Genomic DNA, 24,276 nt, shown 5'->3' with positions numbered 1-24,276 from the left:
CTATTTGTTTGCCCGGCAAACGGGCAGATGATACCGGCTTTTCCGACTAAAAGTCTTTCCAGCCGTTACTCCTAATTAGTAGTAAGAATGACCTTAAGATAACATGTTCAGGGTAGCTGCCCACTTAAGGCTTATATTCCTGTTATCACAATTATATATTTAACACCAAAAAGCGTCAATAGTATTTTCGAAAAAAAATAATAATGATGAAAATAATTTCGGAAATTATAAATTATATAAAAATAATATTTAGGTCAAAAGCCCACATATTAATGGTTTTCTAAAATTTTACATAAGTATACCATGGGATACTCAAATGAAAAATATGAAACAAAATATCAGAAAGTATTTTTGAATACGAAACAAATTGTCTTGAATTTTAATTTAAAATGCGATATATTTCGTAATAAAAGAAACAGTAAAATTTGAGTTGGGCAGTGTAAAGCTACTTCAATTATTAAATCAGGAGGCTTGAAATGAATAAACAGAATATTGATTTAAAAAAATTCCATTTACTGCAGGGAACAGAACTCAATGGCGGGGATTTGCGGGTTATTGAGCCCGATGCCGACGGTTTCATCAGGCTGAGGCTTGAGGGCGAAACTGCTGAAATGGGAGATGTCAGCTGGGGGAATTACCGGTACTTTATTGTTGACATGCTTGCGGACATGGATTCCCAGATGCTTCTGGATTTCCGCTTTGAAAAGGCCAAACCGGCTGAAGGAGAGGAACCGGGGCATATCAATTATGAAATGCTTCCTACAAGAAGGGTGAAGCTGGTTGTGGACCTTGAAGCACTTCAGTCCAAGCGCTTTTTCCTGTTGACCTTGCCGGGAATGCTGAAGGCAAGGGTCACCTGCAAGCCATGTGCCATTACTGAAATGAATGCTGTGGAGCTGTATTTCCATCCTGGCTACAGCCGTATTTTCAACAGCATCACCATTTTTGAGGCATATCTTTCCGATGCCCTTCCCGATATGAAGGTCATAGGCCAACCGATGGTGGATGAAATGGGGCAGTGGATTCAAAAAAGCTGGAGTTCAAAAACAGGCAGTGTGGAAGAAATGGTGGAATATCTCCAGCAGGAGTATAAACGCTCCGAAACGGACAACAGCTACCCTGAAGGCTGGAGCGTATACGGCGGCTGGAAGGCACTGAAATTTGATGCTACCGGATTCTTTCATACGCATTATGACGGTAAACGCTGGTGGCTTGCAGATCCTGACGGGTATGCTTTTTTCAGCAACGGTATGTGTTACGGCAGCAGGATGGGCGTACATGGTTTTGTGGATAAAATGGAAAACCTGTTTTCCTGGCTTCCTGATCCCGAAGATGAAACTTACACAGCTGCCTGGACCACCGCCGACAGGATACCGGAATTCGCCAAGAGGAACGGTCCCGAGGCAGGTAAAAACAGAAAGATGTTCAACTTTGCACGTGCCAACATGATAAGAGCTTTCGGCCCTGATAAATGGTGGGAGGCCTGGCTGAAAATAAACAGCGCCAGGCTGAAAAGGTGGGGCTTCAACACCATCGGTGTCGGTGTAGATAACTACGGCGATGAAAGAGTTATGGACTTTCTGGCTCAAGCCAGGATTCCTTTTGTGTGGACGCTTAAGGATTTTCCTCTCACGGATGAGCTTGTATTCCGTGACTTTCCGGATGTATACTCCCGGCAGTATGAGGAGCGTTCAAGGTTATTTGCCGAAAAACAGCTGGCACCTTTTGCGGGAAATCAGTACATGATAGGATACTTTATCACCAACGAACCGGAATGGAAGTTCCAGACCTCGGTCAATATTGCCGAGAGAGTATTTGCCCATCCTCAAAGGCTGGCATCAAAAACAGCGCTTATAGATATCCTGCGCAATAAATATGGTATCATAGATGCATTGAATGGGGCCTGGAACCGGAGTTTCGGAGCATTTGAGGATTTGTATGCGCCCTTTTCCCATGCGGACGGCTTCAGTGCTGAAGCCATGGAAGATATGAAATTTTTAAGGGCCAGGCTTCTGGAAAAATATTCACAGGTTCCGGGGGATGCCCTGCGCAGAGTAGATCCCAATCACATGAACCTGGGAATGCGGTACAGCGAAATCAGCAGGAATGAAATAGCAGGCAGTGAGTGCTTTGAGGTTATTTCATTCAACTGCTATTTCGATTCGGCGGTGCCCAGCCTGAAAATTGCGGCGGATTCTGCCGACATGCCCTGTATTGTCGGAGAATGGCATGTTGGAGGGGCCGACAAGGGACTTCTGTCCTGCGGCCTGCTGGCTGCCGAAACTCAGGAGGAGCGCGGCAGGGCGTGTGAATACTATATGCAGGGGGCTATGAATCACAAAAACTGTATTGGAATTCATTATTTTGAAATGAATGATCAGCCTCTGCTGGGACGTTTTGACGGCGAGTGCATGCAGCATGGCGTAATAGACATATGCAACCGGCCCTACGATGAATTGATAAGGCATTTTATTTCAACAAATCATAAGCTTTACGACTATGTATCCGGCAGCATCAGTCCTGGGGCAAAACCGGCAAAGGTCTTCCGGTCGAGATAATAAACAGGATAATAGATATGAATTTCGCAAATAAAAACAGGAACGGATGGAGTATTTCCAGGCTCCAACCATTCCTGTTTTTATTTGCTTGAACGCAGACGTCCGGCGGCAAACAGTGATTTGTCCAGGTGAGGCTTCACCTTTGAATAATTATTGCTGGCTACCGCCGTGTATAAAATATCGATGATGGTAAACTGGCTTATCCGTGAACTCATGGCGCCGCTGCGGATGAGATTTTCAGTACTGTAGGTGCACAAATTTATATCTGCCAGTGTGCTCAATGAATTTTTTCCGTATTTTGTAACAGCAATTACTGTTGCGGAAGTTTTCTTGATAATGTCTGCAATAACCAGTATATCCCTGGTTTCACCGCTGTAGGAAATGATGACGGCAACATCGCCTTTCTTCAGGGTGGCTGCGCTTAAAACCTGCACATGGGGGTCTTCGCTGGCGTTGCTGTTCTTGCTTATACGCAGAAATTTGCTGTGAGCGTCCATGGCCACAAGACAGGAGGTGCCGACTCCGTAAAAATCCACCCTGTCGGCTTCTGAAATAGCGTCTACAGCCTGCTCCAGCTGGGCTTCGTCCAAAATCTGCAGAGAACTTTCAATAGCTCTGATATTACTCATGGCAACACTTTTGGCAATGGAGGAAAGACTGTCTCCGGGACGCACATCTTCGTAAACTATGTCATCTTTCCTGTTGGCACTGACGTCTGCGGTAAGCAGTCTGCAAAACTCCTTGTAGCCGTCATAGCCAAGACTTTTACAGAGCCTGACTACTGCAGAGGGACTTGTTCCGCTGGCCACTGCAAGCTCATAGATGGACATTTTGGGGACATCCTGTGGAAATTGAAGTATATAATTTGCCACCAGCTTTTCTTTTTTGGTAAGTCCACTTAATGACTCTTTTATCTTCAAACAGCATCCGGTCAATTTACTTGTTCCTTTCTTTGAATTCCTTGTAATTATTTGAATTCTTTGTATTTATTTAAATTCATTGTATTTATATTATCAATAAATCAAACAAAGGACAAGTTACAAAAATATATTTAAAAATTTGTTTTAAAATAAATAAAAAATATTGACATAATCATTTCAAATGATTATACTATGAAATATCAACAATTTACATCTCAAAAACTCTATATTATTTATGCAATTTTTAGTTCCAGAGAGGAGAAACAAAAATGTCAATTCAGACCAGGCCACTCGCTGTTCCTAAAAAACGGGGAATCTTTTCCTATATGAGAAGTGAATATATGCTTTATCTTCTTATGGTTCCGGGGCTTCTTTATTTTCTTGTTTTCAAGTACATACCGATGTATGGCGTATCAATTGCTTTTCAAAACTATAACATTTTTAATCCCGACAATTCCACCTGGGTGGGATTTGACAATTTCAGCAAACTTATTTCCCAGATCGGATTTCAAAGAGCATTGTATAACAACATTGTAATCAGCCTGCAGAAGCTGGTTATCGGCTTTCCAATACCGATTATACTGTCTTTGATGATAAATGAGGTGAACAGCCGCAATTGCAAAAAATTTATCCAGACTTCGGTTATCCTGCCGAACTTTGTTTCATGGGTGGTAATAAATGGTCTGATGTACGCACTGTTTTCTCCAAGTATGGGCGGAATACGTGAAATAGCCAATTTTATAGGATATACCGGACAGCTTCCCAACCTCCTGACAGATGTGGACAGCTTTCAATCGGTGATTGTTTGGTCCCATGTTTGGAAAAATGCAGGTATGGGTACAATCGTTTACCTGGCAGCCCTTATGGGAATTGACGATCAGCTGTATGAGGCAGCTTCCATTGACGGCGCGGGAAAATGGCGCCAGCTGATACATATAACACTTCCCTGTATAAAATCCACAATAATCGTACTTCTGATGTTCCGTGTCGGTGAGGTTATGTATGCTGGTTTTGACCAGATTTTTGCCATAACCAATCCTATGGTAAATCCTGTAGCCGATATCATAGACACATTTGTGTACCGCGTGGGACTTCAAAACAAACAATTTGCGCTTGCTACTGCCGCAGGTCTGTTCCAGTCCGTGATCGGTCTTGTGCTGGTTATCATAACAAATGCTATCGCTAAAAAAACTGATCCTGATAGCAGCATGATCTAAGGAGGATACCATGAAAAAGTCAAAAGCAGAAATAATCGGAATGATCATAAACGGTGTGGCCTTGTTCCTGATCGCGTTTATTACAATATACCCTTTCTGGCATGTTTTAATGTACTCTATAAGCGATTCCCAGAGGGCGTCGGCAGGAGGACTGTTCTTCCTGCCCAAGGGCCTGGACATTACAGGCTATGAACTGGTGCTGAAACAGCCGCAGCTGTATAACGCGTACTGGAATACCATAGCAAGGACTGCAGTGGGAACCCTGCTCAGTGTTATACTGACGGCCATGCTGGCTTATCCTCTTTCATTGTCGCGCCTGAAAGGCAGAAAGTTCCTATGTATTGCCATATTCTTTACAATGCTGTTCAACGGCGGCATGATTCCTACATATCTTCTTGTAAACGACCTTCATATGATTGATACTTTCTGGGCGCTGGTTATACCAAACGCAATGAGTGCCTACAACCTGTTCATCATGAGAAACTATTTCCAATCCATTCCGGCAAGTCTGGAGGAATCTGCGAGAATTGACGGAGCCAATCCCATAACCGTTCTGTTCCGTATAATTCTTCCCATTTCGACTCCCACTCTGGCAGCAGTCGGTATGTTCTACGGGGTCAGCAACTGGAATGCGTATCTGGATGGAGTCCTTTACATTAACAACAACAGTCTTCAGATCTTGCAGGTTTACTTGAGAAACCTGTTTTCCTCGGCGGGTTCAGGAGCGGTACTTTCGGGCATACAGGGCATCAGCGATGCTGCCAGGGTGACGGAGGAAACTCTGAAAATGGTAACCATATCGGTTTCTGTAATACCTATACTGATCGTATACCCGTACCTGCAAAAATACTATACAACCGGCATAACCACCGGCGCGGTGAAGGGATAATATTATGCTGAAACCTGCAAATGGGTTTTGGTGTTTTACAAATAACCAAAAAAATAATTGTTAAGGAGAGAGCGTATGAAAAGGATTCAAAGAATTATAAGCGCAGCACTTGTTGCCGTAATAGCATTTACAATGAGTGCCTGCGGGGGTTCACCTTCGGAAAATTCAGGAAGCTCCGGTGCTTCGGCTGGGCAGACGGCTTCTGCATCAGCAGCTGGTCCTGCTGAATTAAGCATGCTGGTGGTAGGTGACAATTCTCCGCCGGATACCAACTCAGTATTGAAGGAAATCGAAAACAAGACCAACAGCAGTTTGAAGGTAACCTATGTTTCACTGGCTGATTCAGCCTCAAAGCTAAATACCTTGATCGCAGCAAAAACTCTACCTGACATCTTTTGGGCGTCGACCATATCTGACGCCGAACAGTTAAAACAAAACGGGATGCTGTCCGACCTGACGGAATATGTTAAGGATGCAAAGTCAATTCAGGACAATCTTGGAGAAGTGCTTGCCAGCCATCCCTTAAACAAGGACGGAAAAGTATATGCACTGTTCAACGCCGATCACGATTATGCACAGAATATGAATATCCGTACCGACTGGTTGAAAAAAGTCGGCAAGGAAATGCCTACCGATCTGGACAGCCTGTATGACGTACTCTATGCTTTTACTTTCAATGACCCGGATGGCAACGGAAAAAATGACACATTAGGACTTGGTGCTTCCATAGTAGGCAACTGGAACAATTTCACCAGCATACTGGGGGCCTATGGTATTGCAGCGAACATGAACGGTCTGCGTCCCGTCCAACTGGACGACGGTACTGTAACCACAGGCTTGAAGCATAAAAACTTCCTGGATGCCATTAAATATTTCCAGAAGCTGTACCAGAACGGGGTAATGGATCCCGATTTTGCCACCATCCCCACAATGGACTCCTTTGGCAAGCTGTGGAACGGTAAGGTAGGAGCTTTTGACTTCCAGTGCCCGGGACCGACTAATAACTGGATGCCTTCCCGCTACACCGAAAATCCTGTGCCTACCTTTGATTTTGCAGCAATAAAAGGGCCCACAGGCCAGGCGGCCCAGGGGAAAATCTATCCCAGCTATACACCGAGTGTTGTTGTAAGTTCCACCTGCAAGAATCCTGCCGCAGCCGTAAAGCTTATTGATTTCTTCCTGACCGAAGATGGAAATGCTCTTCTCCGTCTGGGTGTTGAAGGCAAGCACTTTAATTGGGTCGACAAAGCTGCCGGCACCTATGAGATGATTAAACCATATGACGACAGCACAACCAACAGAAATGACGGAGTGTTTGTTTATTCCGATTTCATCAGACCAAAGATAACCACCGAACGCCGTACATTTAATGCACAGACCAAACAGGGCGTGGAAATGGCCGATGCAATGTGTACAATAGAATGGCCTTTCATCTACACATCCTTTGAAGCAGACACCAATTACGGAGCGAATTTAAAGACTGTAGAAAAGGAAGTATTCTGTCAGCTTATATCAACAAAGGGAAATCTGGAAGAGGAATATAAGAAAGCCATAGCCCGCTGGGAAAATGAGGGCGGAAAAGAGTGGGAGCAGGAAGCAACAGCCGCTTACAACTCACAGAAATAGAGATATCGTAATCAAGTAAAGCGGGGCTGTCTCAGAGCCTGTTTAAAGTCTCATTGCACCCGCCATTTTGTCGGATTTTGCAGCAGACATTAAACAGGCTCTCAAAATGAGACAAATTTTTGGAGGATAAGAACATGTATCAATACGAGACGTTGGAGGCAGGTAAATTGCAGTTACAGATCAGCGGTGACGGAAGCCGGATAATATGGTCGGCAAGGGAGCTTCCGCTTGAAAACAGGGAGCAGGCTGATTTCTGGCGTTGTCACATGGATGACGGATATTACCGTTCCATGACAATACGTTCTTCAAAGCAAAAAGGTACTGCCGAAAAATTTAAAGATGAAATCATAATAAGTTATCCTCAGTTGACAGGTGATGACGGGCGGGTATTTGATGTAAAGCTCAAAATTCATATAAAAGCCGCGGTCCACACATATGAGTCGCTGGAAATGTGGGCCGAAGCAGAAAACCAAAGCGGAGCAAGGCTCAATGAGTTGCAGCTTCCATTTGTGGAACTGTCCTCAATCGCTTCTCTTGAGCGCGAAAAGGACATCTATTACAAGATGAACGGGCTGGGGGAGAAAATCATAAACCCGTGGGAAACTCTTAAAAAATCACACAGCGAGTATATGGCGGCAGACTACAATGAAATATGGAATGTGGTGCAGTATCCCTGCGATGCGGCAATGTGCTGGTCCGGTGTGGAAAGCGGAGGGCATTTCCTGTATGTGGGCCGCCATGACAATCAATTCCGATCTGCTACTCTGGCGGCGGGGTTGAATCCGCGAGGCTCCGGGAAAAGGATGATTCTTTCGATTTCCAACTATATGCTGGTTCAACCGGGAGAAAGGCTGGAAAGCGCGCACTCTGTAATCTCATTGAACGAGGGGGACTGGAGAACAGGCTCCGATATCTACGGGAACTGGGCCAGAGGCAACTGGTATTCAGTGCCTGAAAAACCTGAGTGGGTTCAGGATATGCCGGGCTGGCAGAGAATAATACTGAGGCACCAGTATGGCGAGGTATTTTTCAGGTATGGGGATTTGCCCCGTATTTATGAGGAGGGTATGAAATACGGACTCAATACACTGCTGGTGTTTGGCTGGTGGAAGGGACGGTTTGACAACGGCTATCCCCGGTATGAGGCCGACCCGGAGCTGGGCGGAGAGCAGGGCTTGAAGGACGCCATCGCACAGGTGCGTCAGATGGGAGGGCATGTGGCACTCTACACCAACGGGGTCCTTATCGATATAACTACCGACTATTATCAGGAAACCGGCAGGGAGATCTGCCGCAAGGATATAGACCTCAATGAATACCGTGAGCACTACCAGTTTTCAAACGATGGCATGCTGCTGCGGAGCTATGGGTACAAGAGCTTTGTATCGGCCTGCCAGGCAACGGAACAGTGGCAGGAGAAGCTGCTGGAAAATGGAAGGACAAAGCTTTCCTTCGGTCCCGACTCCATATTTTATGACCAGATGGGGGGACATCTGCCGAAAATCTGCTTTGATGAAACACATAAGCATGGAAAACGCGGTGATACCGAGGCAAAATGGCGCATTGAAAATATGGATGCCATAGTCAGGCTGTGCGGGCCGGAAGTGGCTTACGGAACTGAGCAGTGCGTTGACGCTTTTGCACCCCACGTTCATTACCATCACGGCTGCCAGTACGGTAATTTTTATGGCGAGACTGCTTTTCCCGATATGTTTCTGAGGACTTTTCCCGAGCCCATCATGTCGGACAGATTTCTGCACGATGACCGGGAGGATTTCAAAAGGATACTCAACTATTCATTTGCCTACGGTTTCCGGTTCGACGTTTCAATATACCGGGGCAGAAAGTCCATAATCAGTGATTTGCCAGATTATGCGGCCTATGTTAAAAAGCTGCTGGAGCTGAAAAAAATGTACAGGGATTTTTTCTACAGGGGGCGTTTTGTGTGCAGGCATACTCCTGTTTTACCGGAAAAAGTACGCATGACCCAGTATGAAAATGCAGACCGACAAATCCTGCTGGTACTCTGGAACGATTCAGACATACCCGCGGAGTTTACAGTATGCGGTCAGACAGTAAAGCTGGCTTCACAGGCTGTGACCTGCCTGCCCTGGAAAGGCTGAAAACCTATGCTTGAAAATTGTATACACTTGGGCTTTGAGGACTGGGAGGCTGAAGTATTGCCGTCCTTCGGGGCGAATTTGATTTTACTTGAATATAAAGGTCTCCCGGTTTTACGCACACCGGATAATATTGAGCAGCTGAGGGAAAATCCATGTCTGTACGGAAATCCGGTGCTTTTCCCTCCAAACAGGACTGCAGACGGCATTTTTAAGTTCGAAAACAGGAAATATCGTCTGCCGGTGAACGAACCCAACACAGGCAGCCACCTGCATGGCAGTCTGTACAATGCACCCTTTGAGGCGGCTGAAGTAACAGACAGAAGTGCCACATGCCTGTTAAAAAACAGAGGGAAATGGTTCCCCTTTGACTTTTCCATGAAGTTATCCTTTGAACTTGACAGGGAGGGTCTCACCCAAAACATAGAGATACTCAACGACGGCAGCTGCAACATGCCGGTATTGCTGGGCTTTCATACCAGCTTTGCCGCACCCGGGGAATTTTCAGTAGCCATAAAAGAGCGCTGGGAAAGGGATGAACGTCATCTTCCCACAGGAAAGCTCAGCGCTTTGAATGAACGTGAGCTCTGTTTCAAGAAGGGTTGTGTTTCCGAAGGACAGGTGATTTCGGATTATTATACCGCTGAAAGCCAGGCTGCACGTCTGGGAGATGTTTTATTCCAGGCTTCTCCGGAATTTACACAGTGGGTGCTTTACAACGGCGGAGGCAATAAGGGTTTTTTGTGTGTTGAGCCTCAGACAGGACCTGTAAACGGGCTTAATATGCCGGGAGGCCATTTGGTATTGCCCCGGGGAGAAACAGCGCGGTTCTGGCTCAGGTTTTCAATTGCCGGATACAAATAAACAAAATTAAATTCCAGGTTTAAGTTATATAAAGACCAATTTAATATTATGTAAATAATTTATTTTACAAGGAGTGTGTGATATGAAAAAAATAATGATTTCGCCATCAAAGTATATTCAGGGGCAGGATGTGCTGTCCGAACTGGGCGAACTGGTACTGGAATTTTCAGACAGTGCTCTGCTGGTAGCTTCCAAAGATGACCAGGCACGTGTCCAGAAGTACCTGGATGATTCAATCAAAAAAAATCCTTTTAAAATTATTTATGGAGAGTTTAAGGAAGAGTGTACAAAGGCTGAAATTGAACGCATGATGAAACTGGCGGAAGACAACGGCTGCGGTGTATTCATCGGGCTTGGAGGGGGAAAGGCTCTCGACACGGCAAAGGCTGCAGCCTGCATCGGTAAAAAGCCTGTTATCATCGTACCGACCATTGCATCTACCGATGCTCCCACCAGTAAACTTGCCATAATTTACAATGAAGCTCATGAATTTGTGGAGTATTTCCATCTGAATAAAAACCCTGACATTGTACTGGTTGATACAACTATTATAGCAAAAGCGCCGGTAAGATTTCTGGTGGCAGGTATGGGTGATGCCATGTCTACATACTTTGAAGCAAGGTCCTGTGTACGTGCAAATGCAGATAACATGTCGGGCGCCAAAAGCACAAAAGCTGCTTTTGCAATAGCCAGAACCTGCTATGAGACGCTGCTGGAGGATTCGGTCAAGGCAAAGGCTGCCTGTGAGGCCAAAGTTGTCACCCAGGCACTTGAAAATATTGTGGAGGCAAATATACTTCTGAGCGGTCTGGGCTTCGAAAGCAGCGGACTTGCAGCCTGCCACGCAATCCATGACGGCCTTACACAGCTGGAGGATACCCACCATTACTATCATGGGGAAAAAGTGGCATTTGGGGTAGTGGTTCATCTTGTACTGGAAAATGCTCCCGAAGAAGAAATCAACACTATAATAAAATATTTTAAAACCGTAGGGCTGCCAACCTGCCTCAAGGATGTGGGTGTCACAGAGCCTGACGCCGAAAAGCTGATGCTTGTCGCCAGAGCGGCCTGTGCCGAGGGTGAGACAATACATAACATGCCGTTTAAAGTGACACCGGAGGATGTGTATTCCGCTATCCTGGTTGCAGATAAATTGGGAGCATAAGCAGGGTATTCAAGGGCTTGATACTGATTATTCACATACTATGGAGGTTACTATGAAAAAAATTATTAACAGTCCTGAAGCAGTTGTAAATGAAATGTGCCTGGGCATGGAACGGGCCCATCCGGATTACCTGGTTTTTGATCCAAAATACAGGGTTTTATCGAGAAAACAGCCCGATAAAAGCAAGGTATGCCTGATAAGTGGAGGCGGCAGCGGCCATGAACCCGCTCACGGAGGTTTTGTGGGCAAGGGCATGCTGGATGCGGCCGTTTGCGGAGATGTCTTTGCGTCTCCGTCAACCGTGCAGGTATATAATGCCATTGTAAACAATAAAACGGATAAGGGCACACTGCTCATTATAAAGAACTATACCGGGGATAAGCTGAATTTTGAGGCGGCAGCCGAGATGGCACAGGAAGATGACGATATTGCAGTAGAAAAAGTATATGTGGAGGATGATGTTGCGGTAAAAAACAGTTTGTATACGGTTGGCCGCAGGGGCGTAGCCGGTACCGTTTTTGTGCACAAGATAGCCGGTGCCGCTGCAGAGACAGGTCTGGAACTGCCCCAGGTGAAAAGGATAGCCGAAAAGGTGGCTGAAAATGTCCGCTCAATAGGATTTGCTCTTACCTCCTGTACCGTTCCTGCCAAAGGTACGCCTACCTTCACCCTTGCTGAAGATGAGCTGGAATTTGGAGTGGGTATACACGGTGAACCGGGTGTCGAAAGGAAAAAAATCACCGGTTCCGATGATCTGGCACAAAAATTGCTGGACATGATTCTTGAAGATATGCCGCTGGTTCGGGGTGAAAAAGCAGCTCTTATGATCAACGGGCTGGGAGCCACGCCCCTGCAGGAACTGTATATACTCAACAACAGCGCCGGAAAAATATTGGATCAGCACGGAATAAAAGTATACCGGACTTTCGTGGGAAACTATATGACGGCAATAGATATGGCAGGTGCTTCAATTTCACTGTTAAAGCTGGATGACGAAACTATGGCCTATCTGGACAGTCCTGCCGATACGCCGGCTTTCGGGCTGCTCTGACAGAGTCTGCGCCGGAACTAAAAATATAGATTGGAGTGTTGTAAATGGATGTGCTTACAGTAAAACATATTGAAATCATTATAGAAACCATGACAGATATCATTATTGAAAACGAGGTGCCCTTTTGCCAGCTTGATTCTGCTGCCGGGGATGGTGACTTTGGAATGTCGCTGGCAAAAGGCTTCAGAGAGGTTAAAGCCAGATCGGGCGAGCTGTCACGGGAGAGTATCGGACATTTTTTGAAGGATGTCGGTATGATCATCACCGAGTATTGCGGCGGGGCTTCAGGGCCAATTTGGGGTTCGGCCTTCAGAAGTGCTGCCAAATATTCTGCCGGAGCCGCAGCTTTGGACCTCAACGGTATTGCGGAAATGCTCAATTGTGCCGTTGAAGGAATTCAAAAGAGGGGCGGGGCGAAGCTGGGGGACAAGACCTTGCTGGATGCACTGATTCCGGCGGCACAGTCTCTGAGAATAAGTGCAAACTCAGGATTGTCAATTTCCGAAGCTTCCAAGCTGGCAGCGGTGTCTGCAGTTCAGGGGGGAGAAAAAACCCGTTCCTATGTCGCATCAAAGGGCAGGGCCAGCTATCTGGGCGAGAGGAGCCTTAACTATCCCGATGCAGGAGCGGTGGCAATAGGTGTAATTTTTACGGGTATATCAAAAAAGATTGAAGATATATTGAAATAATTTAAATTATAAATCTGGTCAATAGAAAAATTCTCCAAAATGTTTTCTGAGAAAATTAAACAAGAAGGCATTTTTCGCAGCATGCCAATAATACCAGAATTATTGGAACTACTTTTCATTTTACATTTTTATTGTTTTTCTCAGATCATTCCGAATCTTACACAAAACTTTTATCTATCTATTAAAAATAACGGAAAGTTAACAGTAACTGTACAGATTAATCCTGTTTTATTAAATATACTTAGGAATGATTAAATAATGACCTGGAATTTCCTGAGAGGTTGTTATTAAAGCATTCCCTAATATAATTTTCGATTTGGCTAATGTATGAGCAAAGAAATTTAAAATAAGTAATGGAGGTAGTCATGAAAAGCATTCTAAAAAAAATAGTTGCAGGGGTATGCACTGTTGCGCTGACATTTTCAATGTTTGCAGGCAGCGGCGGGGTGGCAGCTGCGCAAAAGGCAGCCAATATTCTAATTACCGAAGTCTATATAGATGATATAGACAGACCCCAATGGATTCCCACAGGTTCGGCCGTGTTTGACCCTATGGAATATGTGGAGATTTACAATCCCACAGACAGCGATATAAATCTCTCCAGGGATTACAAGCTGTATCACTACAGAAAAACTGAAGACAAGGAATACCTGATGCCTTTCTTGGGGCAGACAGGGGATGTTATAATTCCTGCCAACAGCTGTGCCGTTTTGTGGGCATATTATTCAAGCAAGTACAGTTCTGCGTCTGAAAGCCAGACCCCAACCATCAGCGATTTCCGCAGTGCATTCGGCATCCAGGAAAGCGTGCCGGTGTATAAAATAGACTCATCGTCATGTAAAGGTTTTTACAATACATATAACGGAAGTATGCGGATAAAGAGCAGCAGCGGAAGTTTGATATATGAGGCTGCTTTTACACCTGCAACAGATTCGGCAGACGGGAAAAGCATTGAATTCCGGGCTCCTGCCGAAGGTACTGTCATGCTAGTTTATGGTCAAAAAACAGCCCCCAATCCCGGAGTTGTATCCGAAGAACAATATACTCCTCCAACGATTCCAAATCAGCCGGTTATTTCAAATATATTTGCCAAGGATAATTATTCCGGTGAGGAACCATTCACTGTTTCGGCCGATTTTACAGATACAAAGTCAGCCAGTCTTTTTTTGAAACAAAGTGAATATACGGGATTTCAGCAATTCCCAATGAAAAGCACCGAAACCGGTAAGTTGGGTGTAACTGTCCCCCGGACAAAGCTATGGGGGGATACTGTGACCTGGTATATTGAAGCTTATAACGATACAAAAACCACCAGGTCTGAGGAGAAAACCTCAGGTATCCAATATGCATATGACCCGGCAAAGCAGCCGCAGGTGCTGATGACAGAGCTTAAAACCGAGGATACGAAATATAATTATATTGAATTTTACAATAATTCGGACCATACTATCAACTTCAGCCACTACAATGTGTTTTATGAATACCCGTCGGGTTTGTCATACCTGCGCTGGACCTTTGCAACCAATGCACTATACATAGATCCGGGAAAAACGCTGGTAGTATGGATAAACGATGATGAAAAAACAGTTGCGCAGTTTAATCAGCACTATGGTGTGGCACTTGAAGAAAATAAGTCCATAATTAAAGTGAATTATTCGGGTATGAGCCCTGATATTGAAAGAACCATAAAATTAGGCAATGTTTATGAAAAGCCTGTAGTTTTGGGCACATACCATGAAGATGAAATAGATGATACGGAAAAAACCACTACAATCGATTATACATATAGCAGGGATAACGGAATACGGATGGTCAAGGCCGAAACAAAAAGCACGCCCACTCCCGGCAGTGTAAAAGCCTGGCAGGTGCCTGCCCAAAGGGTTGCCTTTGACAATTACGGAGGATTTGAAGACGACGGAAGCACCATGGTGCTCAGACCCAGAGAGGCCATACCGCAAGCAATTGATGAAGGTATTGCCTTGAATGTGGCTTTTGACTGTTATGACACTGCAACCGGGGTAAATACAATTGAGACATATTACAGGTTTGATGACGAAGTTCAGTACAGGGTCAAGCTTGAAAAAACTCAGCGTATTGCCAGGCAGCTCATAACCTCCATCCCGGCCAGTGAATTTCTGGGGCACAAAAAGGTAACGTTTTACATAAGAGCGTACAATGCATACAGATATTATGATACCCCGGTTTACAGCGTGGACATCAATCCAACGGTAAAAACCGAAGGTATTACTTTGAATGTATCCGATAACCAGGTTGTGAGCGGAGTCATTCCTGTTTCTGCAATAATGTTGAACGGAGACGATGAGATAAATATTGAGATTGACGGTCAGCCGCAGTCTCTTGTACCGGTTCTGCATAACGGAGCATATTTCTCGTACAAGTCCGACAATCTGACTTCCTATTATAAAAATGCCGTAACTGTGGGCGGTAAAGCTGTAAAGCTGCTGTCCAGCTGGGCAGGAGTGGGCTTGAAAGGAGCTCATATAGACAGCGGCGATTTTGTCAGGAAGGCCGACGGAGATTATGAGGTAACGGTAACACTCCGCGCGGGTACCGAGGGAAGTCCCTTTCAGGAGGGCGGAACCTATGCAAGCTTTGCAATGAGCAATATGGCGCTATATTTACCTGACGGAACATTTATCTATCCCGACAATGGAATAAACTATTCGGATAAATATACAATTGGCAGCAGCGGTCTTTCACTGGATGTACATTTTACAATTCCGGAGGAAATGCTGAAGGGCAGGGGTTTTCAACTTGATACGGCGGCCCTGGCCGAAGGAAGACATGTTATAAGGGCTTCTGCGGGCGGCAGCACAGCAAGTGCGTCCATAATTTCAGATAATGCCGGACCCGGTGTGGATGTGGGCTTTGAAGAGGGACAAAAACTGGATCAGGGATATGTTATTTCCCCGGCAGCCAATGACGGCGGAAGCGATATTGACAGTTCAAAGACCCAAGCGGTCCTGGACGGCAGGAAAATATCGCTGCCGTATACGGTTTCCTCAAGTGATATCGGCAACGGGACACATGTATTGAATGTCTCCTTTACCGATATGCTGGGACAAACCACTCAAAAATCGGTTACCTTCGTTACGGATATTACTGTACCCGATGCTGCTGTAAATCAGGTTGAACAGGAAAGCAGCACGTCGGCAGCCATATCGGTACAGGTGAACGGCGGTTATAATGCCGGAGTTACCGTAGCTTTTATGGAAGGTAAACAGTTTTCTCTTCAAAATAATAATATTCAGGTAAGTTCAGGAGCCGGGGACAATCCGGTGTTCGACGGCAGCTCAGGCGGTTTGAGCTCAAGCAGTGACAGGGAGCTTCCGTATCAGCTTTTCCAAATACAGACGGGAGAACTGAAGGATGAGGATCTGATCGAGGCCGATTGGAAAGGCAGCAGCAATGCACCCGGTACTCTTCAGATGTATGTGCTCAATGTATCTGAAAACAAATGGGAGCCTGTTGCTTCTGAAGACCAGGGGGGAATCAAGGCTTCCTTCAAAGCAAAAAATCATATAAAAGACGGTACGGCACTGCTGCTGGTGCAAAACCGGAGTGAAGGCAGTATTCCGTCCACATCGGGGAGGAACACGGCTCAGAGCCCGGGAAATGGCTCCAATGAAGGCAGCCAGGCATGGGATGGCACAGGTGTGCCTGAAAACTATGACTTCAGCTTTGCATGGATATCCGATCCGCAATACTATGTAGAAAGCTGGCCTCATCATTATCCTGAAATGAATCAATGGATCCTGGATAACCGGGACAATTATAATATCAAGTATACCATTAATACGGGAGATTTGATCGATGAATGGGACCGGGAAGAACAATGGAAGATAGCCGATCAGGCACAAAAACTGTTTGATGATGCGGGAATGCCCAATGGAGTGCTTGCGGGGAACCATGATGTGGCATCGGGAAATGAGGAATTTGACAGCTACTGGAAGTATTTCGGAGAAGACAGGTATAATAAGAATATCTATTATGGAGGTTCCTACCGCAATAATCTCGGACATTATGATCTGATTTCGGCCGGAGGACAGGACTTTATCATTCTATATATGAGCTGGGATTGCTATAAGCCGGAAGTTGACTGGATGAACGAGGTTCTGGCGAAGTATCCCGAACGCAAGGCGATCATTGCCATACACCGCTATCTGAAACAGGGCGGTACTCTGGATTATACAGGTTTGCTCGTGCAGGAACAGGTGGTAGCTAAAAATCCAAATGTTTTTGCAGTTATCAACGGACATTACTTTGGGGCTGCAATAAAGGTTGACGGCTTCGACGATAACGGAGATGGCATAAAGGAACGCAAGGTATATCAGATCTGTACCGACTACCAGGGAGCAGCCGAAGGCGGTCTGCAATACATAAAAATGCTCTATTTCGACCTTGAAAACGATAAGATCTATATGAATTCATATTCTCCTTATTTAAATGACTTCAATTACTTTGACAATCCCAAATTGAGCTCCTATGACATCGGAGTAACGGCTTCATCACAGGATATTTATGAACTGGACGTGGATTTTGACACAAGCATAAAGACCTTGGAGACCGGTGGACTGGATGTGGGTATTTACACAAACAACCTCATAGGGAAACAGGAAAATATGTCGGGAACGGTTACCCAGCTGTGGGAGGGTTTATCGCCCGATACACAGTACTGGTGGTGCGCCAATGTAACAAATGAGGAAGGCGCGGTATTGCGCACTCCGCTCACAAGTGTACGGACTGCTCCAGGTACTCTGGAGGTGCCGGTAATATCATCGGTAATACCGGGAGATTCACATGTCGTGATTGGCTGGAATCCGGTAGCCGACGCAGAAGGCTATAAAGTATTCTCAGGCACGGTATCGGGGATATATGATACCGAACTGGGGACTGCAGGAAGCCTGACCAACAGCTATGATGCAACAGGTCTTGTAAACGGGAAAAAATACTACTTTGCAGTAAAGGCTGTAAGCGGCAGTATTGAGCGCAGTTACTCCAGAGAGGTCATGGCCCAACCTCGCGCTTCTGCGGCCGGCGTACCTGAAATACTGTCTGCAGCTGCCGGAGACGGCGGGGTTAAAATCAGCTGGAGCCCTGTTGAAGGTGCCGCAGGCTATAAAATATATGCCGACACAATATACATGAGTACAGCTGATGTGAACACAACAGCAATGATTACAAATACAACATCAGGTGCAATAGATATTGCCGACGGAGGTTCGACTTCTCCCGGTGCAATATATCTGGATAATGTTGACGGCGCAGCCGGAGGACACCTTATACAATATGTTGATGGCGCTACTTATGAATATAATATACAGGATCTTACAAACGGCACCCTCTATTACCTGGCTGTAACAGCAGTTAATGCATATGGCGAAAGTCCGCTCTCAAATCAGGCAATGGCAGTTCCAACCGGTATTCCTGCCCCGCCCGACGGTGTTTCGGCGGCAGCTGGAAGTTCTGAAATTGTATTGACCTGGAACAATGTTCCGGGAGCAGACAGTTATAAAATATACAAATCTGAAACCTCAGAAGTATACGGAGCGGCGTCAGCCACGGTGGATGGTACTGTGCTGAGTTACAGGGCTTCCGGCTTAACAGGAGGCAAGACCTATTACTTTGTAATACGGGCTGTAAATGAGTATGGAGTAAGCAGGAACTCAAACGAGATCAGTGCGGTCGTTGCCGCCGTACCTGGTGCACCTACCGGAGTCAGTGCTACAGCCGGCAATGGCAGTGCAACAATAAGTTTTACTCCTCCGGAGGATAACGGCGGAAGCCCGATCACTGGGTATATTGCAACCTCAATTCCCGGAGGCATAACCGCAACCGGAACGGGAAATACCATAGTTGTCACGGGATTGAACAACGGCACTTCCTACCGGTTTACGGTAAGAGCTGTAAACAGTGCCGGCAGCGGCCCCGAATCAGTAGCATCCAATGTTGTTATTCCTATCGGTACTTCGGGCAATGACGGGGGTACTTCTGGTCCTGGAAATTCGTCAGGCAGCAATACTTCCGGCAATACAAAAGCTCCGGCAGCTGAAAAAGCCAGTGTAAAAATATATGTAAACGGAATTGAAGGAAAATTTGCCTCTGCAGTTACCGAAAAGACCGGCGGCCAAACTGTTACCTCTGTTACTGTTGACGATGGCAAGATACAGGAAATAATAAGCGGCCTGAACAATGGGGCAAAGATTACCGTACCGTTTGACACCGGGGATGATACTTCAATATTGGTACTTAATGCTCAAAGTATTAAAAATATGGAAGCAAAGCAGGCTGTTCTTGAAATCAAGGCCGGCAGCATGATATACAATGTTCCTGCCGCCATGATGGGGATAGATGATATTCTTCCTCAATTCGGCAGTAACATTGAGCTGAAGGATATAAAAGTTAAAGTGAAACTATCCGAAGTATCCGGAGAAACGGAAGCCATGATCAGGGAAGCTGCCGGCAAAAACAACTACCGGGTGATAACCGGGCCGGTTGAATTTGAAATAACCTGTACAGCTGGAAGCAAAACAGTAGAGGTTTCCAATTTCAAGGGCTATGTCGAAAGGCGGCTGGCAGTACCGGAAGGTGCTGATCCTGCAAGCATCACTACAGGTGTTGTGGCAGGGCAGGATGGGGCATTGTTCCATGTACCTACCACCATAACTGTCATTGACGGAAAATATTATGCAAGGATAAACAGCCTTACCAACAGTACATATCTGCTGATAGAAAGCACAAAGTCCTTCAAGGATGTTGAAAAACACTGGGCAAAACAGGCAATAAACGACATGGGGTCAAGATTGATAGTGTCGGGTACGGAAGATGGCAATTTCAATCCGGGAGGAAGCATAACCAGGGCGGAATTTGCTGCTATAGTTGTGAATGCTCTGGGGCTCAGGCACACAGACAGCAGAAATAATTCCTTTACCGACGTACCCGCTCAAGCCTGGTACCATGATGCTGTTTCCATTGCAGCAGCATACGGGCTTATGACCGGCAGCGGAAACGGCGAATTCCGGCCGGAAGACAGGATTACCCGCGAACAGGCTCTGACTGTTATTGCAAAAGCCATGGAAATTACCGGATTAAAGCCTGAAGCAAATCCTGATGAATACCAAAAGATTCTTGCAGGTTTTAGTGATTCATCAAAGGTTGCTTCCTGGGCGGTCAAAGGTGCTGCCTCATGTGTGGATACTGGTATTGTTTCGGGAAAGGATGCCGGAATGCTTGCTCCAAAGGCTGACATAACCAGAGCCGAAGCTTGTGTTATTATAAGAAATCTTTTGCAGAAATCAAAGTTGATATAGATATAATACTTTAATTAATGGGGAGCTGTCTCAGAACTTATACAATATAAGTTTTTGGGACAGCCCCTATCATTATGAATATAAAGGAAGGTTCGGACATGATAGACAGCTATGAACGGTATCTGATATTGAGCGACATGGATGGAACTCTTATTGGTTCAAATTTTAAAATATCGCAGAAAAATTTTAATGCCATAAGATATTTCATTGAACATGGAGGAATTTTCGGAGTGGCAACCGGCAGAACAAAATACAGTATCAGACCGTATATGGGAGATCTGAAACCCAATGGTCCGTGCATCCTTTACAACGGTGCATTGGTATATGATTTTGAAAAGGACAGGGATATAAAGTCCGAATTTCTGGAAAAACATATGCTTGATGAATATGTTGACCACTGTTTAAAAAATTTTGAGAATATGACAGTGGAAATCTTCACTCCTGAAATGATGTACATAGTTTCGCCCGAGGGAAATGTGGATCCCTCTGTTGAAAGGGAAAAAAAGGTGTTCAGGTATTCTGCATTGGCTGAAGTTTCAGAAATGGACTGGTACAAGGCAATACTCTTCGATACCGGTAAAAATCTGTTTGAGGCGCAGGCTGCCCTTAAAGCTTTTGAACTGGAGGAGAGACTTGAAAACGTTTTTTCCCAGGATTTCTATCTGGAGCTTTTGAAAAAGAATGTTTCCAAGGGCATGGCTCTGGAAGGGCTGAAGAAGCTGCCCCGGTTCAGCCAAAAGACCGTTATCGCCGTAGGTGACTACGACAATGATATTGGAATGATAAAATCGGCTGATGTGGGCATTGCTGTGAGAAATGCAAGGGATTGTGTCAAGCAGGCGGCAGATATAATAACCGTAAGCAATGATGAGGATGTAATGCAGGATATTATTTTTAATATCCTGCCTGCTTTACAGATAAAAAGATGTTAATAATACTTTATTCAAAGGGTGATGTATATATGAAAATATTAATGATCACAGCTGACGGATATGATGATTCCGAAGTACTCTATCCATATTTCAGACTGCTTGAGGAAGGGATCCGGGTGGACACGGCATCATTTGAAAAGGGGTCCGTAAGCGGTAAATACCATTTTGTAATAAATGCAGACATAAGTTTTGAAGAGATCAATCCCGAAGAATATTCCGGTTTGATGATACCCGGCGGAAAGGCTCCTGAAAAAATCAGGCAGAATTCAGCTGCTCTTAAGGCAGTCTGCTATTTTATGGAGAAGCAGCTGCCTGTTGCAGCCATCTGCCACGGGCAGCAAATTCTGATATCGGCCGGGGTTTTGAACGGCAGGAAGTGTACCTGTTATCCCGGCATCAGGGACGACCTTATAAATGCGGGAGGTGTGTATGTTGACCAGAGGGTGGTTGTTGACGGCAACCTGGTCACTTCGCGCCGTCCTGAGGATTTGCCCTGTTTTATGAGGGAGTTTGTAAATATGCTGGACGGAAGAGATGTGTCGCAAAACTAACACAATTTAAATAGATGTGAAACATTTAATGGAGCTTCTCATTTTTTTGAAGTTGCACTCGCGCACTATTATCAGGGATATATTATTATAATTATATTACTTTGAGGCAGCTCCATGTTTTAGGCCTTATGCCCTTGCATGGAAGGTTCTTGACAGTACCTCCAGCTGCTGGGCTCTTGAGAGCTTTATAAAATGTACGGCATAGCCTGAGACCCTGACTGTGAGCTGATTGTACTTCATGGGCTCATTCATGGCAGCCTCAAGGGTTGACCGGTCCAGTACGTTTATATTTATGTGATGCCCTCCGTTCAATATATAGCCGTCAATAAGTGCCGAAAGATTGCTTATTTCAGTATTTTCTTCCTTTCCCAATGCCGCCGGGATCACTGAAAGTGTAAGTGATATTCCGTCACTGCAGCAGCTGTAAGGTATTTTTGCAACGGAATTAAGCATGGCCAGCATACCCGATCTGTCCCTGTTGTGCATGGGGTTTGCGCCCGGAGCAAAGGGCTCTCCTTTTTTTCTGCCGTCGGGTGTTGAGCCGGTTTTTTTACCATATACGACATTTGAAGTTATGGTCAGCACAGATAGGGTATGCTTTGCATTTCTATAAGTGGGGTGGGTTTTCAGGCTGTTATAGAAGACTTCTACCACTTCTTTTGCAATGCTGTCCACACGGTCGTCGTCATTTCCAAACTGCGGGTAGTCCTCAGTGAGCCCGAAATCAGTGATAAGGCCTCTTTCATCCCGGATTATTCTGACCCTGGCATGTTTTACGGCGCTCAAGGAGTCGGCAATGACTGAAAGGCCCGAAATACCAAAAGCCATGAGCCTGTTGACATCGCTGTCGTGCAGCGCCATCATCAGTCTCTCATAGGCATACTTATCGTGCATATAGTGAATGGCATTCATGGTATTTACATAGAGTCCGGTAAGCCACTGCTGAAGCTTATTGAAATTGTCGAGCACTTTGTCATATTCCAGGTAATCCCCTTCGTAAGGGGGAAGTGCCGGAGCCACCTGTTCGCCGGTGATTTCATCCCTGCCGCCGTTTAATGAAAGCAGCAGAAGCTTGGGGAGATTGCATCTGGCTCCGAAAAATTGCATGTCCTTTCCAAGGCGCATGGCAGAAACACAGCAGGATATTCCGTAGTCATCCCCGTAAGCAGGTCTCATAAGCTCGTCATTTTCATATTGTATGGCACTTGTCTTTATGGATATTTTGGAACAGTACAGCTTGAAGGATTTTGGCAGCTTTGGAGACCAGAGAATTGTCAGGTTTGGTTCAGGAGCTGCACCAAGATTATTCAGGGTATGCAAAAATCTGTAGGAGGTTTTGGTCACCATATGTCTTCCGTCCGTTCCAATACCGCCAATGGATTCGGTCAGCCATACGGGGTCACCGGCAAAAAGCTCATTGTATTCCTTGGCTCTCAAATGTCTTATGAATCTGAGTTTTATGACAAACTGGTCTATGAGCTCCTGGGCCTGAATTTCTGTTAATATGCCGTCTTCAATATCTTTTTCTATATAGATATCAAAGAACACATTGAGTCTTCCCAGGGAATTTGCCGCGCCGTTGGTTTCCTTCATTGCTCCGAGAAAAGCGAGATAAGTCCACTGAACTGCTTCAAAGGCGTCCTGTGCGGGGCGCTTAAGGTCAAAGCCATAAGAACTGCCCAGTTCTATCAAAGCCTTAAGTGCTGAGATCTGATCGTGGATTTCCTCCTTGAGCCGGATTACTTCTTCGGACATTTGCGGCGGCAGGGCCTCAGAGTCCTGCTGCTTTTGAAGCAGCAGCCTGTCGATACCGTAAAGCGCCACCCGCCTGTAGTCTCCGATAATCCGGCCCCTGCCGTATGTGTCGGGCAGGCCTGTGATGACTCCGCATTTTCTCGCTCTGCGCATTTCTTCGGAATAAACGCTGAAAACACCGTCATTGTGTGTTTTGATTTCTTTGCTGAAAATACTTTCTATTTCAGGCGCAGGCGAGATGCCGAACTGTTCGCAGGCCTGCTTTGACATGCGATAGCCGGTTTTTGCAATAAAGGCCCTTTTCAGGGGTGAATCTGTCTGGAGCCCTTTTATTACCTCAAAGGGTTCATCTATAAAACCGGGCTTGTGACTTGTAGTACCCGAGATGGTTCCGGAATCGATCTCCAGAACTCCTCCGTTCAAATGTTCTTCAATCAGCAGGCTTTTACAGGTTTCCCACAAATGTTTTGTTTTTATGCTTGAACCGGTCAGAAAGCTTTCATCGCCGTCGTAAGGTTTGTAATTTGTTTGAATGAAATTTTGAACATCGATGGTATTATTCCATTTGCCGCTTTTAAATTCAGGAAAAGATAGATTCATAAGTACTG

The 24,276-nt window shown here is 45.5% G+C and carries 12 protein-coding genes and 1 pseudogene; 11 read left to right on the top strand and 2 right to left on the bottom strand.

Annotation, left to right across the window (positions count from 1 at the left end; all coding sequences use genetic code 11):
- Positions 1–476: 476 nt before the first annotated feature.
- Positions 477–2,558, top strand: a complete 2,082-nt coding sequence (locus CTER_RS23470; protein ID WP_004629805.1) for a hypothetical protein — start codon at positions 477–479, stop codon at positions 2,556–2,558.
- An 80-nt stretch (positions 2,559–2,638) separates the two neighbouring features.
- Here CTER_RS23470 and CTER_RS23465 read toward each other — a convergent pair whose 3' ends face one another.
- Positions 2,639–3,478, bottom strand: a complete 840-nt coding sequence (locus CTER_RS23465; protein WP_242835064.1) for a MurR/RpiR family transcriptional regulator — start codon at positions 3,476–3,478, stop codon at positions 2,639–2,641.
- A 269-nt stretch (positions 3,479–3,747) separates the two neighbouring features.
- Between CTER_RS23465 and CTER_RS23460 the strand changes: the two genes are divergently transcribed.
- The 10 genes and pseudogenes from CTER_RS23460 (at position 3,748) to CTER_RS23410 (ending at position 21,913) form a co-directional block, all read left to right on the top strand.
- Positions 3,748–4,695 (top strand): ABC transporter permease, encoded by a 948-nt coding sequence (locus CTER_RS23460; protein WP_004630134.1) that lies wholly within the window; start codon positions 3,748–3,750, stop codon positions 4,693–4,695.
- Positions 4,696–4,705: 10 nt separating this feature from the next.
- Positions 4,706–5,584, top strand: coding sequence for a carbohydrate ABC transporter permease (locus tag CTER_RS23455; protein ID WP_004630025.1), 879 nt, complete (start codon positions 4,706–4,708; stop codon positions 5,582–5,584).
- A gap of 75 nt (positions 5,585–5,659) precedes the next feature.
- Positions 5,660–7,210 carry an extracellular solute-binding protein gene (locus CTER_RS23450; protein ID WP_004629649.1) on the top strand — a complete coding sequence of 517 codons (1,551 nt, stop codon included), beginning with the start codon at positions 5,660–5,662 and terminating at the stop codon, positions 7,208–7,210.
- A 134-nt stretch (positions 7,211–7,344) separates the two neighbouring features.
- On the top strand, positions 7,345–9,333 hold the full coding sequence (locus tag CTER_RS23445; protein WP_004630203.1) for a DUF6259 domain-containing protein: 1,989 nt from the start codon (positions 7,345–7,347) through the stop codon (positions 9,331–9,333).
- Positions 9,334–9,339: 6 nt separating this feature from the next.
- The gene (locus CTER_RS23440; RefSeq protein ID WP_004629976.1) at positions 9,340–10,194 is read left to right on the top strand and encodes an aldose 1-epimerase; all 855 of its coding nucleotides are present in this window, start codon (positions 9,340–9,342) and stop codon (positions 10,192–10,194) included.
- An 82-nt stretch (positions 10,195–10,276) separates the two neighbouring features.
- Positions 10,277–11,359, top strand: a complete 1,083-nt coding sequence (locus CTER_RS23435; protein ID WP_004630039.1) for a glycerol dehydrogenase — start codon at positions 10,277–10,279, stop codon at positions 11,357–11,359.
- Positions 11,360–11,411: 52 nt separating this feature from the next.
- Positions 11,412–13,099: pseudogene (gene dhaK / locus CTER_RS29330) on the top strand (dihydroxyacetone kinase subunit DhaK).
- A gap of 365 nt (positions 13,100–13,464) precedes the next feature.
- Positions 13,465–20,430, top strand: a complete 6,966-nt coding sequence (locus tag CTER_RS23420) for an S-layer homology domain-containing protein (protein WP_004630225.1) — start codon at positions 13,465–13,467, stop codon at positions 20,428–20,430.
- Positions 20,431–20,504: 74 nt separating this feature from the next.
- Positions 20,505–21,362 (top strand): Cof-type HAD-IIB family hydrolase, encoded by an 858-nt coding sequence (locus CTER_RS23415; RefSeq protein WP_004629942.1) that lies wholly within the window; start codon positions 20,505–20,507, stop codon positions 21,360–21,362.
- A gap of 29 nt (positions 21,363–21,391) precedes the next feature.
- Complete coding sequence (locus CTER_RS23410; protein WP_004629824.1) at positions 21,392–21,913, top strand: type 1 glutamine amidotransferase domain-containing protein; 522 nt, start codon at positions 21,392–21,394, stop codon at positions 21,911–21,913.
- Between the two features lie 126 nt (positions 21,914–22,039).
- On the opposite strand, the gene pflB is transcribed toward CTER_RS23410, so the two are convergent.
- Positions 22,040–24,268 (bottom strand): formate C-acetyltransferase, encoded by a 2,229-nt coding sequence (gene pflB / locus CTER_RS23405; RefSeq protein WP_004629663.1) that lies wholly within the window; start codon positions 24,266–24,268, stop codon positions 22,040–22,042.
- Positions 24,269–24,276: the final 8 nt, after the last annotated feature.

This window comes from Ruminiclostridium cellobioparum subsp. termitidis CT1112 (genome assembly GCF_000350485.1).
Taxonomy (GTDB): domain Bacteria; phylum Bacillota; class Clostridia; order Acetivibrionales; family DSM-1351; genus Ruminiclostridium; species Ruminiclostridium termitidis.
The sequence above is the reverse complement of the archived record's forward strand: the minus strand, read 5'-3'. Positions and strand labels throughout refer to the sequence as shown.

Coding starts and splice junctions, on each gene's coding strand:
- CTER_RS23470 (WP_004629805.1), top strand. CDS start 477: ATGAATAAACAGAATATTGATTTAAAAAAATTCCATTTACTGCAGGGA.
- CTER_RS23460 (WP_004630134.1), top strand. CDS start 3,748: ATGTCAATTCAGACCAGGCCACTCGCTGTTCCTAAAAAACGGGGAATC.
- CTER_RS23455 (WP_004630025.1), top strand. CDS start 4,706: ATGAAAAAGTCAAAAGCAGAAATAATCGGAATGATCATAAACGGTGTG.
- CTER_RS23450 (WP_004629649.1), top strand. CDS start 5,660: ATGAAAAGGATTCAAAGAATTATAAGCGCAGCACTTGTTGCCGTAATA.
- CTER_RS23445 (WP_004630203.1), top strand. CDS start 7,345: ATGTATCAATACGAGACGTTGGAGGCAGGTAAATTGCAGTTACAGATC.
- CTER_RS23440 (WP_004629976.1), top strand. CDS start 9,340: ATGCTTGAAAATTGTATACACTTGGGCTTTGAGGACTGGGAGGCTGAA.
- CTER_RS23435 (WP_004630039.1), top strand. CDS start 10,277: ATGAAAAAAATAATGATTTCGCCATCAAAGTATATTCAGGGGCAGGAT.
- CTER_RS23420 (WP_004630225.1), top strand. CDS start 13,465: ATGAAAAGCATTCTAAAAAAAATAGTTGCAGGGGTATGCACTGTTGCG.
- CTER_RS23415 (WP_004629942.1), top strand. CDS start 20,505: ATGAATATAAAGGAAGGTTCGGACATGATAGACAGCTATGAACGGTAT.
- CTER_RS23410 (WP_004629824.1), top strand. CDS start 21,392: ATGAAAATATTAATGATCACAGCTGACGGATATGATGATTCCGAAGTA.
- pflB (WP_004629663.1), bottom strand. CDS start 24,268: ATGAATCTATCTTTTCCTGAATTTAAAAGCGGCAAATGGAATAATACC.